The following is a 16,119-nucleotide window of genomic DNA, read 5'->3' as shown; positions in this document are numbered from 1 at the left end:
TTGGTGGGTTAGCCTGACCTTGCATGCGGATCACGGCCGCCATTTTTCTTTTCACACTCGCGGCCCTCAGCCAAGCGGCCGAGCCGTTTGATGGGTTTTTTCAAAAGCACTGCATCGCTTGTCACGGTCCCAAGAAGTCCAAGGGCGATTTGCGGTTGGATCAATTGTCGCGCGACTTCAAATCCGGCGTGGACGGTCAGGTCTGGGCCGAGGTCGTGGAGAAAATCAATGCCGGCGAAATGCCGCCGGAAGATGAACCGCAACCGACCGCTGATGAAATCGGTAAGGTGATCGGCCTACTGGATGCCCGCATCCGTGAAGGCCGCGCTGCGCGCATGGCCGCGCGACCGGCGGTGGCGCATTACCGACTCAGCCGGCAGGAATACCAGAACACCGTCTACGATCTGCTCGGCGTGCGCTACGATCCGGCCAAGCCGGGTGAGTTGAACGAAGACACGCTCTGGCACGGCTACGAGCGCATCGGTTCGCAGCTCTCGCTTTCGCCCTCGCATATGGATCGTTACTATCGCGCAGCCGAAATCGTACTGGACCGCGCCTTCCCCGCCACAACCGGCGAGGCCCGCAAGGTTCGCAAGACGGCCGCGGAGTTGCGCTATGGCGGCGGGCAGAAACAACAGGAGGCCCTCAACCGGCTCGGCATCAAGCGGCCCCTGCGTTACCTGCTCTTTCCCGGCCGGGTGCAACCCGCCTTGTCCTCCAATTGGCTGGGCAAGACAGGCCCGGAACATAGCGGGCTTTACAAACTCCGCCTGCAAGCGAGCGGCATCCGCCCGCCCGGCGGCCAGCCGGCTCACTTGAGCATCGGCGCGCGCACCAGCGAAGAAACCGTGAATGGCCTGCTCGAGCTGGACATCACGGCGTCAGAAGACAAACCGCAGGTTTATGAACTCGAGGTGTTTCTGGAGATGCCGACCCAGCTGCATTTCGCCGTGGTGGCCACGGATGTGATTGACCGCCGCGGCGGCGCGGCCTTCCGCAACGCCATTGCCAGCCGCGATGCCTACATCTTCACGCACAGCAGCGAGACGCTGCTCCTGAATCCCAACGCGCCGCAGATGTTTGACGACAAGGGCAACGGCATTTTCTCCACGGTGATTCTGGACTGGGTGGAATGGGAAGGCCCGCTGGTGACCGACGCGGAAAAATCCCGCCGCCACGGCGTGCTGCCGCCCGAGGAGGCCACCGCCGAGGTCGTCGCCGAACACCTCCAACGCTTTGCCGAACGCGCCTGGCGCCGGGCCGTGCAACCGGAGGAGCTGAAGAATTATTTGGGCTCCTACCAAGCGGCCATCAAGGACGGCGAGAAACCGGCCGCCGCCTATCGGACCGCCTTGCAGGGGGTGCTGACATCCCGCCATTTCATTTACCTCGTGGAAGGCGCCCCCCAACCCCGCGAGCGGCTCTCGGATCAGGAACTGGCTTCGCGGCTTTCCTATTTCCTCTGGAGTTCCATGCCCGATGACGCGCTGTTCACCGCCGCCCAAGAAGGCGCCCTTCAAGGCGATGGCCTGAAACAAACCGTTAACCGAATGCTCTCGGATGACCGGATCAACCGTTTCATCGACGACTTCTCGCGCCAATGGCTGCAGCTGCATCGCGTGGGCATGTTCCCGCCGGACAAGAAACTCTACCCCGGCTACGACGATTGGCTGGAGACCAGCATGCGCCATGAGCCGGTCGAATATTTCCGCGAACTGCTCACCAAGAACCTCGCCATCGAAAGCCTGCTTGATTCGAACTGGACGATGGCCAACGCCCGGCTCTGCGATTTCTACGGTCTGCCCGAGCCGAAGATCGGTGGTTTCCAACGCGTGGCGCTCAAGCCCGAGGATCATCGGGGCGGTTTACTGACGATGGGCGCCGTGCTCGGCCTCACTTCGGACGGCACCCGCCATCGCCCAGTGCATCGCGGTGTTTGGATCAGCGAAACGATTTTCAACAAAACCCCGCCGCCGCCGCCGGCCAATGTCGACCCCATCGAGCCCGTGCCACCCACCGGCAATAAGATTACCATCCGGCAACGCATTGAGGCGCACGCCCAGAACGCCAACTGCGCCGCCTGCCATCGCACTATCGATCCGCTTGGGCTCGCCTTTGATCAATACGACGCCATCGGCCAATGGCGCACCCACGAGCACGTACCCACCGGCGTGGGCAAAGATCCCCGAGTCGATGCCTCCGGTGTGATGCCTAATGGCCGGAAGTTTGCCGATTCGGTTCAGTTTAAACAACTGCTGCTCGAGGAGCGCGACACGATCGCCCGGGCCTTCATCGAGCACCTTTGCACCTACGCGCTGCGCCGCGTGCTGACAGTGGACGACCGCGATGACCTCGATTTAATTGCCGCTGAGGCCAAGAAAAACCAATACCGCGTCAGGGACATCGTCCGCGCCGTGGCACAATCCGATTTAATTCGAAAACGTTAACCCAGAAAAAAGATCATGAGCAACCTTCAGACCCAATCCTGGCTAATCGACCGCCGCCACGCCCTCCGCGCCATGGGCACGTGTATCGCCCTGCCGATGCTCGAATGCATGATCCCGCTCAAGGCCAAGGAGAAAACTGAGACGCCGCGCCGCAGCGCCTTTATGTACCTCGCCAACGGCGTGCATTCACTGAATTACCAGATCACCAAGCCGGGCAAGGACTACACCTTCTCCCGTTCGCTCAAGCCTCTGGAGAAATTCCGCAACGTGATCACGCCGGTCAGCGGCCTGCACCATCCCGGCAGCCTGGGGCATCACCACAACTGCATCGACATCTTCCTGACCGGCGCCAAGATCGGCGCGGCGCATCGCAACTCCATCTCGGTGGATCAGCAAATGGCGCAGGTCAGCGGCCAGCACACACGCTATTCCTCCATGGAAATCGCGCTCACCGGCGGTTCTCTGGCCTGGACGCCGGATGGCGTTCAGCTTCCCGCCATGCGCCGCTGCAAACAGATTTTTGCCTCCCTCTTTGAAGAACCCAAAGGCGGCATTGCCGCCCAACGGAAGGCCCTTCGCCGCAAGGCCAGCGTGCTGGATGACAACCTCGCCGAGGTGCGCGCGCTGTCCCAGAAGATGGGCACAGCCGACAAGGGCCGCCTCGACCAATACCTGACCTCCGTGCGCGAAGCCGAGATTCGCACCCGCCGCGCCGATGCCTGGCTTGATACTCCCTTGCCCAAGATTTCCGCAGCGGATCGCCAACGCACCAATCGCGACGTCGCTAAAACTCAGGCGGGCGATTATTTCCGCACAGTCTATGACCTCATGGTGCTCGCCTTTCAAACGGACGTCACCCGCGTGGCCACCTTCAGCCTCGGTGGCGAAGGCGATGCTTTTGCCATTCCAGAAATTGGCATTACCGAATCGCGCCACCAACTTAGCCACCACGGCGGCGATGAGGGCTACATGGAGAAGCTGACCAACTACGACACCTTCGCCATCGAGCAGTTTGGCTACTTCCTCACGCGGCTGTCGGAAACCAAGGATCTGAATGGCAAATCGCTGCTCGGCTCAACCATGTCGCTCTTCGGCAGCGGCATGTCCTACGGCCACAGCCACGGCAACGCCAACCTGCCGTTGGTGCTCGCCGGCGGCACGGACCTCGGCCTGAAGCACGGTAGCCACATCGATTTCAACCAAGGCCACTTCGACGGCTACACTCTCGATAAGCCCGGCGACCACTACCGCCTCTGCAGTCGCCCCGCGAACACAGATGCCCACATGAGCAACCTCCTCCTTCTCATGGCCCAGAAGATGGGCGTGGAAACGGACCAGTTTGGCGACAGCAACAAAGTATTGGCACTATGAACGAGCGCCCCGTTAGGCCGCGAAGCTTCAAGCATTCGATAGCCTCAACATCATCGAACTCAAATCGTTGTTCATCACCGCTGTGTTTAGTCGCGAAGCGACGTCAGCCTATAGCTGCGGAATGGAACCCACATCGTTGTGCGCCGCCGCTGCATTCATTCGCAAAGCAACGCCAGCCTACAGCTGCGCAATGGACTCCACATCGTTGTGCGTCGCAGCTGCATTTAGTCGCGAAGCGACGTCAGCGTATAGCTGCGGGTGCCAACCCGCAGACCACCAACCCCAAAAACACATAGCCGCGAAGCGGCGACAGCGAACGAACCATGGGTAGCTTCACACATCTAACATACCATATCGTTTTCGCAACCAAGTATCGGAAACGAACCATCAAGGGCGAGTTCCAGGAACGACTCTACAAATACATGGGCGGTACGCTTCGCGCAAAAAAAGGAAACCTGATCGAGATCGGTGGTGTTGAAGATCACGTTCACCTACTTGCGAATTTGTCGTCTTCGCTTGCCGTAGCGGATGTAATTCGAGACCTCAAATCGGGTTCGTCGAAATGGATGCATGACGAGTTGAACATCGGCGGGTTCGAATGGCAAAAAGGATATGGCGCATTCACCGTCAGTGGGGATCGAGTCGAAGCGGTTCAGAAATACATTCAGAACCAGGAGGAGCATCACCAGACACAGACGTTTCAGGAAGAGTATATCGATTTCCTGCAACGTCACGGCATCGAGTTTCAATTAGAACATCTGTTTGAAAATGAACAAAATGGATAGCCTGCATTTCTCACGAAATTTCGTCGCGAGACGCAGCGAACGGCCTCAAGTCAAGGCGCACGCAGCGCAGGACGCCGAGCTGGGTTGGGCACCCTGCCCAAGGGCGAGGCAAGCGCAACGCAGGCAGGGTGCGACTTTTTCAACCGCGCTAGCGGAGGCAGCGTTTAGCCCACGGCGAAGCCGTGGGTTCCACCCTCAAAATCAAACGTTAGCCGCGAAGCGGCGACAGCATCCCCATTCGCTGCCACCGCTTCGCGGTTTGCAAACAATGTTGGTCTCTAATCTGCGGGCTGATAGCCCGCAGCTATTTGCTGCCGTCGCTTCGCGACTCAACACATACGGGCCTTCCCCCGTGCCTTCAGATTTCCACAAAACGCCCCCAATTTCCGCAGCAAGCGGCAGTAATCAATCCTGAGAAATGCAGAATAACACCCAACCACTGTCGCCGCTTCGCGGCTTAAAGATTTTTTGCTCGGTTATCTGCGGGCTGATGCCCGCAGCTATGCGCTGTCGTCGCTTCGCGACTCGGTGCGTGCGGTCAATGTGTGCGCTTCGGGTGACCACATCCCTCAACGGGCTCGCGAGCGCAGCTGCATGCGGTCATCACTTTGCGATCGCATTCGGAATGGAAAGACAGACGCTTGGGTCCTCCAAGTGCTTGATCGCGCTGTGCCTCGGGGCGGTCCTTTTGGCGGTGCCTGTTTCCGCCGAGGAAAAACCGTTCCGGCCCGTGGCGGGGCAATTTCCACCGCTGGAGAAGGCCCACGCCTACCGCGGCGAATTGGTTTTCGTGGACCATGCCAATCGTCGCGGCAGCCTTCGCGTTGAGGGTTCAGGCAAATTTTACAGGAACGATCCCCATCCGTTTGCCATGTTGCCCTACGGGATTGTCCGCTATCATGACGCGCCGGCCGATCTTCGTGATGTTCCGCTGGGCACTGTTCTTCATGCTCATGGGTTCCTGCCGCCGGACCCCAAGACCTCCGCCGTGCCGGTGTTGCCGGTGAATCACAAGGACAAGGACGCCGGCCATTATCGGGGTACCGGCATTTTCCCCGCGGAAAACCATGTGCTCCTGCTCGAAGATGAACCCAGCCATTGCAGACGCAACGGCTTGGTCTGGAAGCTCAACGAAGTGGAGGTCAAGGGCAACCTGGGGATGATCTTGGCAAGCCGCGAAGCCAAAACGGGCAAGACTGAAAAGGGCGAACCGGAAAAAATGACCTTCGACGCCGCCACCCGAATCTGGCGCGGGCGTGAGTCCATTCGGATCTCGGATCTGATCGCCGAAAAACACTGGCCGACAAACGGGAAGAAAGATCTCGGAGGGCAAACCGTCCTGCTCGGCATCACTTGGAAGCCGGCGCCCGGGGATGGCCTCAGTGGCGCTTTCACTCGTTTCCACATATCGGACATCTGGCTGGACGACGCCTCCATCGCGCACGCAGCCCATTTTCAGACTGAGAAACATAAAAGCTTTATCCGAAGCCGTTGGATGCCCGCCCTGGTCGATGACATTGCGTATGGCAAGTTTGGGCGGGCCACCGTGTCCGCCACCCTGTTCGGCGGCATGGATCCATCGCTTTACGCCGACTTTCAGAAAGGGGTCGAGGGACAAATCAATGGAGCCGAAAACACCTTGAAACACACCGCCGGCCACTATGGTCCCGGTCATGTGGCCTCCAATGGCAAAATCCTTGAGGTCACCCGGACTTCCAAACCAATCCCCATGGGCAGCAGCGGCATCCAAATCCAGTTTGAAACCGACCTCATCATCGAAGGCATTCGCCCCGGAAGAGTGGTCCGAATCCGCCCGCAAAGCTGGCCCAAGATGCAGATTCCCCGAGAGGAATATCTGTTCAACAACAGCCCCGAAAACCGGTTCCCGACACCGGCCATCTTCCCGAAATATTAACCCCTAGGATCGACCATGGCTCCGCATCAACTGGCCCGCAGACTCGCCGCACTCTCCTTGAGCCTGCTCGTGCTGGCATTTCCCGCGCACGCTGAAGACCAACCTTTTCGACCCAAGCCGGGCCAATTCCCTTCGCTCGCTCAGGCGCATGGCTTCCGCGGTGAACTGACCTTTGTCGACCACGCCAACCGCCGCGGCAGTCTCCGGATCCAGGGCGCAGGCACCTACTTCCGTAACGCGCCGCACCCCTTCGCCATGTTGCCTTACGGCGTCATTCGCTATCAGGGCGCGCCGGCCGGTTTGCGGGACATCCCCATCGGCACCGTACTCCATGCCCGGGGCTTTCTCCCGCCGGATCCCAAACTCTCTTCTGTGCCAGTCTTCCCCGTCAACAACCGGAACAAGACCGCCGGCTACAGCGGCAAAGGTATTGCCCCGGCCGAGAACCATCTCATCCTGTTGGAAGACGAACCCAGCTTCTGCCAACGCGAAGGCAAAATTTGGAAGCTCCAGGAAGTGGAACTGAAGCTCAACACAGGGAAAATCATCGCTCGCCGCGAAGCCAAAATCGGCGGCAATAAAGGCGAAGAGGAAACCTTAACCTTCGATGCCGCCACCCGCATCTGGCGCGGACGCGAGAAGCTCGCGGTCGCCGATCTCATCGCGGAGGGCATCTGGCCAGCCAGCGGCAAGAAAGCCCTCGGTGACCAAGCCGTTCTACTCGGCATCACCTGGAAACCCACCGCGAGCAACATCTTTACCCGCTTCCATATCTCAGATATCTGGCTGGACAACGTCGCCATGCAACGCGCCGCCCGCAACCAGACCGAGACCCACAAGGCCTTCATTCGCACGCGCTGGATGCCCGGCTGGATCGATGCGGTGGAGTACGGCAAGTTTGGGACCGCCACGGTCACCGCCACCCTGTTCGGCGGCATGGACGAATCGCTCTACGCCGATTTCAAGAAGAACACGCCCGCTCTGATGAACGCCGTGGAGAGCAACCTCAAGCACACGCACGGCGCCTACAGCCCAGCGCACATGGCGAGCAAAGGCCCCATCCTCGAGGTCACCAAAATAAAAGGCGAAATCCCTCTGGGCAGCAGCGGCATTCAGATCCAGTTTAAGACCGATCTCATCATCGAAGGCATTCGCCCCGGGCGCATTATCCGCGTCCGCCCTTGGAACTGGCCCAACGTCAACATTCCCCGCGAGGAATACCTCGGCGGCAACAGCCCCGAAGAACGCTTCCCCACCCCGGCCATCTTCCCGAAATACTGACTCAAGGGAGCCCATCATGAAACCCACGCTCCCTCTCCTGGTTGCTTTGCTTGCGCCCCTGAACCCGCTGCTCGCTGAGGACGCGCCGTTCCGGCCTGAACCTGGAAAATTCCCCCCGCTGGAAAAGGCCCATTCCTACCGAGGCGAATTAACCTTCGTGGATCATCCCAACCGTCGCGGCAGTATTCGGATCCAAGGAAACGGCAGGTTCCGCTTCACCGGCCCATCGCCCTTCGCCCTGCTTCCCTACGGCACGGTTCGTTATCATGGAGCCCCGGCCGATCTCAGAGATATCCCGTTGGGCACGGTCATGTATGCGCATGCCTTTCTCCCGCCGGACCCGAAGATTTCCTCCGTGCCGGTCCTGCCGATCGATAACCGCTTAAAGAAACTAGGCAACGCCGGCATCGGCACGGCCCCGGCCGAGAACCACGTGCTGCTACTCGAAGACGAACCCAGCCATTGCCAGCGGCATGGATTGGTTTGGAAGCTCCAGGAAGTCACCCTCAAAAACCAAGCCGGCTTCATCACCGCCCGACGCGAACGCAAAGCAGGCGGCGGCCAGGCCCATGAGGAAACGTTGACCTTTGACGCCGCCACCCGCTTTTGGCGAGGCCGCGAACGCCTGAACGTACAGGACCTGATCGCCGAAAAAATCTGGCCAGCCAACGGCAAGCGAACCCTCGAAGACCAAACCGTCCAGCTGGGCATCACCTGGAAACCCACTCCCGGCGGCGTCTTCATGCAGTTTCACATCTCAGACATCTGGCTGGACGAGGCCGCCATGGAACGCGCCACTGAAACCCAAACCGAAACCCACAAGGCATTCATCAAAAGCCGCTGGATGCCCGGTTGGATTGATTCCGTCGAGTACGGTAAATTTGGCCACGCAACAGTCACTGCCACGCTCTTCGGCGGCATGGATGCCTCGCTCTATGCCGATTTCAAAAAAGGCCAACGCGCCATGCTCGCTTCCGCCGAGAACACCCTGAAACACTGGGCAAGCGGCACCGCCGGAACCGCCCAGATGGCGAGCAAAGGAATTTTAGCCAATATCACCAAGGCGAAAGGAAACGTCCCCTTGGGAAGCAGTGGCATCCAAATCAGCCTGCAAACCGATCTTGTTACCGAAGGCTTCCGGCCCGGAAGAATCGTGCGCATCCACCCCAGCAGCTGGCCCATCCTCGAAGTCCCTCGTGATGAATACCTCCACGACGCCCGCACCACCCACCAAGACCGCTTCCCCACCCCCGCGATCTTCCCGAAATACGAACGTTGATGAGACCGGTGGCGGGTCCGGATATTTTTAAGAAGTAGGCGTTACTTCGCCTCAAACGCCACTCGATGATGTTGGTTCACCGCCAGCTCCTTCGTCATTGTTTTCCTGCCGCCGGGCCAGGTGATTTCGATGGTGACGGGCGCCTTGTGGAGGCCGAGGCCGAAGTGAAGGCGGGGGTCGTTTTGGTTGCCTTCGCCGGTGCCGGTCTCGACGTGGCGCGTTAAAATCTTGTCGCCGAGTTTGATGCGCGCGATGGCGCCGACGGCGGAGCGATTGATGGTCTTGCCATCGCCGGCGAGGGTGAGCGTGAGCCAGTTGCCCTTGCGGTTTTCGTTGAGGAATATTTTACCGGCAGTGCAGAGGTCGAGGTCGCCGTCGTTGTCGATGTCGCCCCACGCGGCTTGATAGGTGGCGCCAAGTCCGCCGACCTTCTCGGGCGCGGTGACGTTGCGGAATTTCCAGTTGCCGTCGTTGGCGTAGAGCACGGGGAAATTCTTGATGCCGTAGCTGCCCACGGCGTAGACGGTGGTGAAGTAGAGGTCGAGATCGCCATCGTTATCGAAGTCGCCGAGTGTGGGCGAGGCGAAGGACTCCTGCCACGCGAGGCCGGCGCCGGCGGATTTATCCTCAAACTTAAAACCGCCCTTCGGCCCGAGGTTGCGCAGAAACTCCGGGCGATCCTGCACCTTCGGCGGATGACTGAAGTTGCCGACGAACAAGTCGAGATGCCCGTCGTTGTCGAGGTCGCCGAACGCCGAACCGATGGTGTGTCCGCTAATGCCGTACCGGATGCCGCCCGTGTAATTGATGACCGCCTTGGGCTTGCCCGCCGCGCCAAAGGCCGCCGCGACATTCTCCAGCTTGCCCTTGCCGTCGCCGCGCCACAGGTGGTTGGGCTGCAGGCGATAGTTGGAAACAAACACATCCACGTGCCCGTCCTCATTAAAATCCGCCGCCGTCACGCCACGCGCGGAGTAGTTGCCCTTCGCCGAGCGCCAGTGCTCCTTGAACCCGTCCGGCCCGTTCAGAAAAATCGCGTCCGGGTTCACGGACTTCTGCCAAATCTCGTAGCCGCCCACGAAGAGGTCCAGCCGCGCGTCATTGTTGATGTCCAGCCAAACCGCCCCGCGTGAGTTCACTGTGGGCAGCTTGGGAAATTTCACCGGCACAAACTTCCCATTGCCCGTGTTGCGATGCAGCGACCCGCCGCCGGTGAATTGAAACAAGTCCAAGTGCCCGTCATTATCAAAATCCGCGAAAATCACCTCGCCCCCCGGCGCACCGCTCTCCTTCGCCTCGACAAACTTTTTCCCGCCCACGTTGCGCCACAGCTTGCCCGCAAACAAATCCACAAACCCGTCCCCATCAAAATCCCCAAATGCCGCCTTACCTCCGCCGGCAAACCCCCACTCCTTGCTCACATCCCGAAACTGCGCCTGCACTGCATGACTCAACACCAACGCGGCGGAGAGCAGAATCGTCCCTCGAATCCAATGATTGTTTTTCATTTTCATGTTTCTTTCAAATTCAACCCTCCACCGTCAGCTGCGCTTTTGAAATGGCATTGCGGCCGGATTTTTTAAACGGACGCGGCAGCGGCTGGGCGATGCCTTTGTTGTCAATGGTCCGGCAATACACATCGTACTCGCCGGGCTTCAAGCCTTTCAACAGCGTGGCCCAGTGCGCGAGCGTGTAACGTTGGGGCCAATGCTTGGGGCGGCCGGCATCGGTGAAGTTCGAAACGCCCGCGGGCAGTTTGCCGCCGGGCAATTCCTCGCCCCAATGCGTCGGGGCCGGCAGCAGCTGCGCATCGCGCCATGGCGCCTTGGTGAGGTACGGATCCTCAGCCGGCCAGGCTTTGCCGCGGGGCAGCACGCACACCTGAACGTTGCTCACGCCGCCCACGCCCACCTGCGCCATGCCAGTGACGGCCACAGGCGCGCCGGCCTTTTCGCGGCGCGGCAGATAGATGAACCGCGCCATGGATTTCATCCACGTATCGACGTCGTTGTTGCCGCCGGCGTAGGTGTCATTGGCAAACGGTTCGTTGGTGAGCACCACACTCTTAAGCCACTTCACGTTTTTGAATCCGTACGCCTCAGGGATGATCATCCGCACCGGCCCACCGCGCTTGCCGCTGAGCCATTGGCCGTTGAGCTTGTAGCACAGAATCACCGGCAGATCGCCGGGCGGATCCTCCAGCACCCGCCCGATCGGCAGCGAGCCGCGGAACATCTGCTTCGGATCGTCATTGTGATGCCCGTAAAAAAACACGCGGCGCACATTCGCCTTGGGCTGCGTGCGCCACAACACCGTTCGCAACGGCACGCCTTCCCACAGGCCCATCCCCAGCGGCTTGCTCATGTTCAGGCAGGAAATCACTTTCAAGAATTTCACCGAATGCCGCTCGGCCAGCTGCATCAGCGTGGGAAAATCCAGCGCGTTGCCGGCCGCGCGCGAGAGCGGGTTGCCGAGCTGCGCGTTGCTCTTCGGATCGGCCATCACGTCGAGCTTCCACGTCTTGCGCTCCAGCCCCACCTCCAGCCGTTTCTCCAGCGGCAGCTTGTACGGCAGCGGATTGCCCCGCTCCACCGTGCCGAATTCCGCCGCCACCGTCAGATACTCCAAATCCGCCGCCGCCTCGGCAATCAACTTGGCATCTGCAGCCTCATCGGCAAACAACGCCCGCCCGCCCATCGCCGTCACTCCCGCGGTACCCAGTTGGAGAAAGAAACGCCGCGTTACGTCGCGGTGTTGTTGAAAGAGTTCAGGAGATAAGGGAGTGGTTTTCATCAGGATCAGTGGCTGGAATTGTAGTTTCCGGTCTTCCACACGCAACTCGAATTGATACTTGCTCGCCGATCACATTGTTCAGTTCCAATGACGGTGAATACAACCAGTTGTCTCCATTGACCGAGGAACAGACGACGGACAGGGAACTGATTATTAGCTCGGGCATCTTCATTTGCGCTGAATATCTTGCTTTTTTGTGTCTTCTAAATATTGCGTGAGCAGGGTTTTTCGAAACTGGATTGATGGTTTCTGAAAACGAATCATATGTGCACAATCGAAAAATGAGCGAGCATTGCAATCAATCCGAGCACTCCGATAGTGGGATTGCCCCTCTCTTTAGTCCGGCGGGCGGCGACTTGCTGCGTGTCAATTCGCGCCGGTGGTTTTTGCAAACGGGGCTCACTGGTATGGCGGGACTTTCATTGCCGATGCTGTTGCAACAGCGTGCGGCAGCGGCGAAGGCGGGTAAGCCGAAGCGCAAAAAAAACGTTATTCTGTTTTGGCTGTCAGGCGGGCCGAGCCACATTGATATGTGGGATCCCAAGCCTGATGCGCCCAGCGAAATCCGCGGGCCGTTTGGTAGTATTCCCACTCGGCTGCCCGGCGTGCGCGTAAGCGAGCATCTGCCGTTGACCGCCAAGCTAATGGACAAGCTCACCCTCTTGCGCGGAGTGGATTGCAGCGCGAGCAACCACACGCCAATCACCATGCAGGCCGGCAATCCGCTGGCGCGCCGCACCAACGACGGCAAGGATGGCGGTGGCTATCCTTCTATGGGCTCCATCGCGGCAAAGTTTCGCGGGCCGAATCATCCAGGTATGCCGGCCTTTGTGGGCCTCGCCGATTCGTGGCGTTCGGATGTTTGGGAGGCCGGCCACTTGGGTGGAGATTTCGCGCCGGTGAAAGGCAAAGACCTGGCCGGCCGCCTTGCATTGCCTGAGGGCTTCTCCACCACGCGCCTTCGCGAACGCGGCTCGTTGCTTGGTCAGCTCGATCGTATGCATCGTGATCTCGACAACAATCCTACCGTCGCGCAGCTCGATCATTACACGCAACAAGCGCTCGACACGGTTCTCTCCGGCCGCGCCAAGCGCGCTTTCAATCTCGATGAAGAGACCGTTAAGATGCGCGATTTTTATGGGCGCGATAGCATCGGCCAAAAGGCACTGCTCGCTCGCCGCCTCGTCGAAGCCGGCTCGACCTTTGTGCTCGTCAGCGGCGCGTGGGGCTATTTCGACCATCACGGCGACGAAGTTCGTTGGGGCGGAATCACGAAGGGGCTCAAGCCGCTAATGCCCCGTGTCGATCGCACCTTGAATGCCATCGTCACCGACCTTGAGCAACGCGGCCTCCTCGACGACACGTTGATTATAATGATGGGCGAATTCGGTCGATCCCCCGTCATGACCAAAACCGCCGGACGCGGCCATTGGGCGCGCGTCATGTCGATGGTCATGGCCGGCGGCGGTCTCAACCACGGCCGCGTCATCGGCAGCACCGACCGCAAGGGCTACGACGTCGCTACCCGTCGCGTCGGCCCGAGCGACCTTGCCGCCACCGTTTTCCAACACCTCGGCATCGATCTCAATTCCCACTGGACTAACGCGCAAGGCCGCCCCATCCCCATCGTCACCGAAGGCGGTCAGCCAATTTCAGAATTATTTTAACACTGTTCGCAGGGACAAACGCGGGCGATTCTGGTTGCCACTCGCTTGTGGCGCGTCATCCTTTCCCGACCCATGAAAAACATTCATTTCATTCTAATGCTGGCGGGAGGTTGCCTTGCGTGCTTGATCCACGCCCTTTAGTCGCTAGGCTCAGGGCCGTTTATGCGAAGTGCGATTTTCATTGTGTGCCTGCTGAGTGGTGCGGCCGCTTGGGCTTTTGACAAGCCGACGGCGGCGTTTTTGGAGGCGCATTGTTTTGACTGCCACGGCGAGGGCGCGGCGAAGGGCGGGTTGGATCTGGAGAAGCTCGGGCGCGATCTTTCGGATCCGGCGGTGTTTGCAAAATGGGAACGGCTTTTTGATCGCGTGACGGCGGGCGAGATGCCCCCGGCGAAGGTGACGGATCGACCGGAGGCGAAGGAACTGGCGGCGTTTCGGGCGGCACTGGGACCGCGACTGGTGCAGGCGCACGCGGCGGCGAAAGGGACGGTGTTGCGCCGGCTCAATCGGCGCGAGTACGAGAATACCATGAACGACCTCTTCGGCATATCGCTGGAGCTGGAGGAGATGCTACCGGAGGACGGGCGCTCGCATGAATTCGACAACGTCGGCCAGGCGCTCGGCATTTCCATGCAACACATGCAGCGATACCTGAAGGCGGCGAATGTGGTGTTGGACAACGCGATTGCCCGGACGCCGGAGAAGCCCAAGCCGGATAAGATCGTGGGGCGCTACACGCTCGACAAGGGCGGCGAACGATTTCTCGACGACACTTGGCTGAAGCTGAAGGATGATTCCATCGTGCGGTTCCAGCGCACCGGCTACCCCTCAGGCATGATCCGCTCGGCCCGCACACGGACGGAAGGGGTTTACCGGGTGAAGGTCCACGGGTTTGCCTATCAAACCGATCAGCCGGTCACGTTTTCGGTTGGCCTAACCACCTACCAACGCGGCCTGCCCCAACCGGTGGTCGGCTATTTTTCATTTCCGCCCGGCGGCCCGGACAAGATGCACACGGTGGAGTTGACCGTGAAGATCGGCGCGCAATATATGATCAGCGTGGAGCCGTACGGAATCATCGATCCCGATCTCGGCCGACGGCGCAAAGAGAAAATTCCCTTGAGCACGGTGAAAACGCCGGGGCTCGGCATTCATTCAGTGGAGCTGGAAGGGCCGTTGTTCGAGGAGTTTCCCTCGGCCGGACACAAGCTGCTATTTGCGGGCATCCAACGCACGGAGATTCCGCCGCGCAATCCGAACGACCGAAACCGATCATCGTACATACCGCGATTCGAAATCAAATCCACCGACGAACAGGCCGATGCCGAGCAGGCGCTGGGACGGCTAACCACAGCGGCGTTCCGTCGGCCGGTGGATCCGAACGAAGTCGCGCCGTACGTAAAATTATTCGAGACCGAACGCGCCAAGGGCGAGGCCTTTGAACCGGCGCTGCGCACGGCGGCCCGAGCGATTTTGTGTTCGCCGCATTTTCTGTTCCTGCGCGAACCAGCCGGGGCACAGGACGACTTTGCACTGGCCAGTCGCCTGTCCTATTTCCTCACGCGCACCGCGCCGGATGCCGAACTGCTCGCACTCGCCCGCGCCGGCAAACTGCGCCCCAACCTCCGCGCCCAGACCGAGCGCCTGCTGAAAGACGCGCGTTTCGCCCGCTTCATCACGGACTTCACCGAGGCCTGGCTGAACCTGCGCGAGATGGATTTCACCGTGCCCGATCGCACACTCTATCCGGAGTACGAACCCTACCTGCGCTTCTCCATGTCGCGCGAGACGGAGGCGTTTTTGCGCGAACTAATCGCCGGCAATCATCCGGTCGCCAACGTCGTGAAAAGCGACTTCGCCCTGCTCAACGATCGCATGGCCGAGCACTACGGCATCGCCGGCGTGACCGGTTCGCAGTTCCGCAAAGTGAACCTGCCCGCCAACAGTTGGCGCGGCGGCTTCCTCAGCCAGGGCAGTGTACTCAAGGTCTCCGCCAACGGCTCCGCCACCTCGCCCGTGGTGCGCGGCGTGTACGTGATGGAACGCATCCTCGGCATCACCCCCACCCCGCCGCCGCCGAACATCCCTGGCGTGGAGCCGGACATCCGCGGCGCCGCCACCCTGCGTGAGCTGCTGGATAAACATCGGGATGTCGCCAGCTGCGCTTCCTGCCACGACCAGATTGATCCGCTCGGGTTCGCGCTGGAAAGCTTTGACGTCATTGGCCTCCGCCGCGACCGTTTCCGCAATCGCCATTCCGAAAGCGAACGCGTGGATGCCGTCGTGCGCGGCCGCAAAGTGCAGTACCGCCTCGGGCCGCCCGTGGACAGCTCCGGCCAATTCACCGACGGCAGCGCCTACCCGGACTTCGCCGCCTATCGCGATTACCTCGCCACCCACGACGACCGCCTCGCCCGCGCCTTGGCCAGCAAGCTGCTCACCTTTGCCACCGGCCGCGAGCTGGGCTTCTCCGACCGAGCCGAGCTCGACCGCATCGTCGCCGACACTGCCCAAAACAAACATCGCCTTCGCGACCTCATCCATCGTATCATCCAATCCGAAATTTTCCTGAACAAATAAC

Annotated in this window: 10 protein-coding genes; 8 read left to right on the top strand and 2 right to left on the bottom strand. The window is 60.2% G+C overall.

Translation table 11 applies throughout. From position 1 onward, the window contains the following. Positions 1 to 23: 23 nt before the first annotated feature. The 6 genes from H8E27_05760 (at position 24) to H8E27_05735 (ending at position 9,078) form a co-directional block, all read left to right on the top strand. On the top strand, positions 24 to 2,447 hold the full coding sequence (locus H8E27_05760) for a DUF1592 domain-containing protein (protein MBC8325113.1): 2,424 nt from the start codon (positions 24 to 26) through the stop codon (positions 2,445 to 2,447). A gap of 15 nt (positions 2,448 to 2,462) precedes the next feature. Beyond that, the gene (locus tag H8E27_05755) at positions 2,463 to 3,818 is read left to right on the top strand and encodes a DUF1552 domain-containing protein (protein ID MBC8325112.1); all 1,356 of its coding nucleotides are present in this window, start codon (positions 2,463 to 2,465) and stop codon (positions 3,816 to 3,818) included. 323 nt (positions 3,819 to 4,141) lie between these two features. Then, positions 4,142 to 4,603: an IS200/IS605 family transposase gene (gene tnpA / locus H8E27_05750; GenBank protein ID MBC8325111.1), complete on the top strand. Its 462-nt coding sequence runs from the start codon at positions 4,142 to 4,144 to the stop codon at positions 4,601 to 4,603. 625 nt (positions 4,604 to 5,228) lie between these two features. Continuing rightward, on the top strand, positions 5,229 to 6,518 hold the full coding sequence (locus H8E27_05745) for a hypothetical protein (GenBank protein MBC8325110.1): 1,290 nt from the start codon (positions 5,229 to 5,231) through the stop codon (positions 6,516 to 6,518). Between the two features lie 15 nt (positions 6,519 to 6,533). Next, entirely contained in the window at positions 6,534 to 7,799 is a 1,266-nt protein-coding gene (locus tag H8E27_05740; protein ID MBC8325109.1) for a hypothetical protein, read from the top strand. A gap of 16 nt (positions 7,800 to 7,815) precedes the next feature. Continuing rightward, positions 7,816 to 9,078 carry a hypothetical protein gene (locus tag H8E27_05735; protein MBC8325108.1) on the top strand — a complete coding sequence of 421 codons (1,263 nt, stop codon included), beginning with the start codon at positions 7,816 to 7,818 and terminating at the stop codon, positions 9,076 to 9,078. 41 nt (positions 9,079 to 9,119) lie between these two features. Here H8E27_05735 and H8E27_05730 read toward each other — a convergent pair whose 3' ends face one another. Together H8E27_05730 and H8E27_05725 are read right to left on the bottom strand one after the other, a co-directional pair. Then, a complete protein-coding gene (locus H8E27_05730; protein ID MBC8325107.1) occupies positions 9,120 to 10,592 on the bottom strand; it encodes a CRTAC1 family protein in 1,473 nt (490 codons plus the stop codon). A gap of 13 nt (positions 10,593 to 10,605) precedes the next feature. Continuing rightward, entirely contained in the window at positions 10,606 to 11,871 is a 1,266-nt protein-coding gene (locus tag H8E27_05725) for a molybdopterin-dependent oxidoreductase (protein MBC8325106.1), read from the bottom strand. A 281-nt stretch (positions 11,872 to 12,152) separates the two neighbouring features. Here H8E27_05725 and H8E27_05720 point away from each other — a divergent pair, with 281 nt between their 5' ends. Continuing rightward, entirely contained in the window at positions 12,153 to 13,538 is a 1,386-nt protein-coding gene (locus tag H8E27_05720; GenBank protein MBC8325105.1) for a DUF1501 domain-containing protein, read from the top strand. Positions 13,539 to 13,700: 162 nt separating this feature from the next. Further along, positions 13,701 to 16,118: a DUF1592 domain-containing protein gene (locus H8E27_05715; protein MBC8325104.1), complete on the top strand. Its 2,418-nt coding sequence runs from the start codon at positions 13,701 to 13,703 to the stop codon at positions 16,116 to 16,118. Position 16,119 lies beyond the last annotated feature (1 nt).

The sequence above is a fragment of the Limisphaerales bacterium genome (genome assembly GCA_014382585.1).
In the GTDB taxonomy this organism is placed as follows: domain Bacteria; phylum Verrucomicrobiota; class Verrucomicrobiia; order Limisphaerales; family UBA1100; genus JACNJL01.
This window is presented reverse-complemented; position numbering and strand designations above follow the sequence as displayed.

Bases quoted from the DNA above. Each gene is read 5' to 3' on its own strand.
- H8E27_05760 (MBC8325113.1), top strand. From the start codon at position 24: ATGCGGATCACGGCCGCCATTTTTCTTTTCACACTCGCGGCCCTCAGC.
- H8E27_05755 (MBC8325112.1), top strand. From the start codon at position 2,463: ATGAGCAACCTTCAGACCCAATCCTGGCTAATCGACCGCCGCCACGCC.
- tnpA (MBC8325111.1), top strand. From the start codon at position 4,142: ATGGGTAGCTTCACACATCTAACATACCATATCGTTTTCGCAACCAAG.
- H8E27_05745 (MBC8325110.1), top strand. From the start codon at position 5,229: ATGGAAAGACAGACGCTTGGGTCCTCCAAGTGCTTGATCGCGCTGTGC.
- H8E27_05740 (MBC8325109.1), top strand. From the start codon at position 6,534: ATGGCTCCGCATCAACTGGCCCGCAGACTCGCCGCACTCTCCTTGAGC.
- H8E27_05735 (MBC8325108.1), top strand. From the start codon at position 7,816: ATGAAACCCACGCTCCCTCTCCTGGTTGCTTTGCTTGCGCCCCTGAAC.
- H8E27_05730 (MBC8325107.1), bottom strand. From the start codon at position 10,592: ATGAAAATGAAAAACAATCATTGGATTCGAGGGACGATTCTGCTCTCC.
- H8E27_05725 (MBC8325106.1), bottom strand. From the start codon at position 11,871: ATGAAAACCACTCCCTTATCTCCTGAACTCTTTCAACAACACCGCGAC.
- H8E27_05720 (MBC8325105.1), top strand. From the start codon at position 12,153: ATGAGCGAGCATTGCAATCAATCCGAGCACTCCGATAGTGGGATTGCC.
- H8E27_05715 (MBC8325104.1), top strand. From the start codon at position 13,701: ATGCGAAGTGCGATTTTCATTGTGTGCCTGCTGAGTGGTGCGGCCGCT.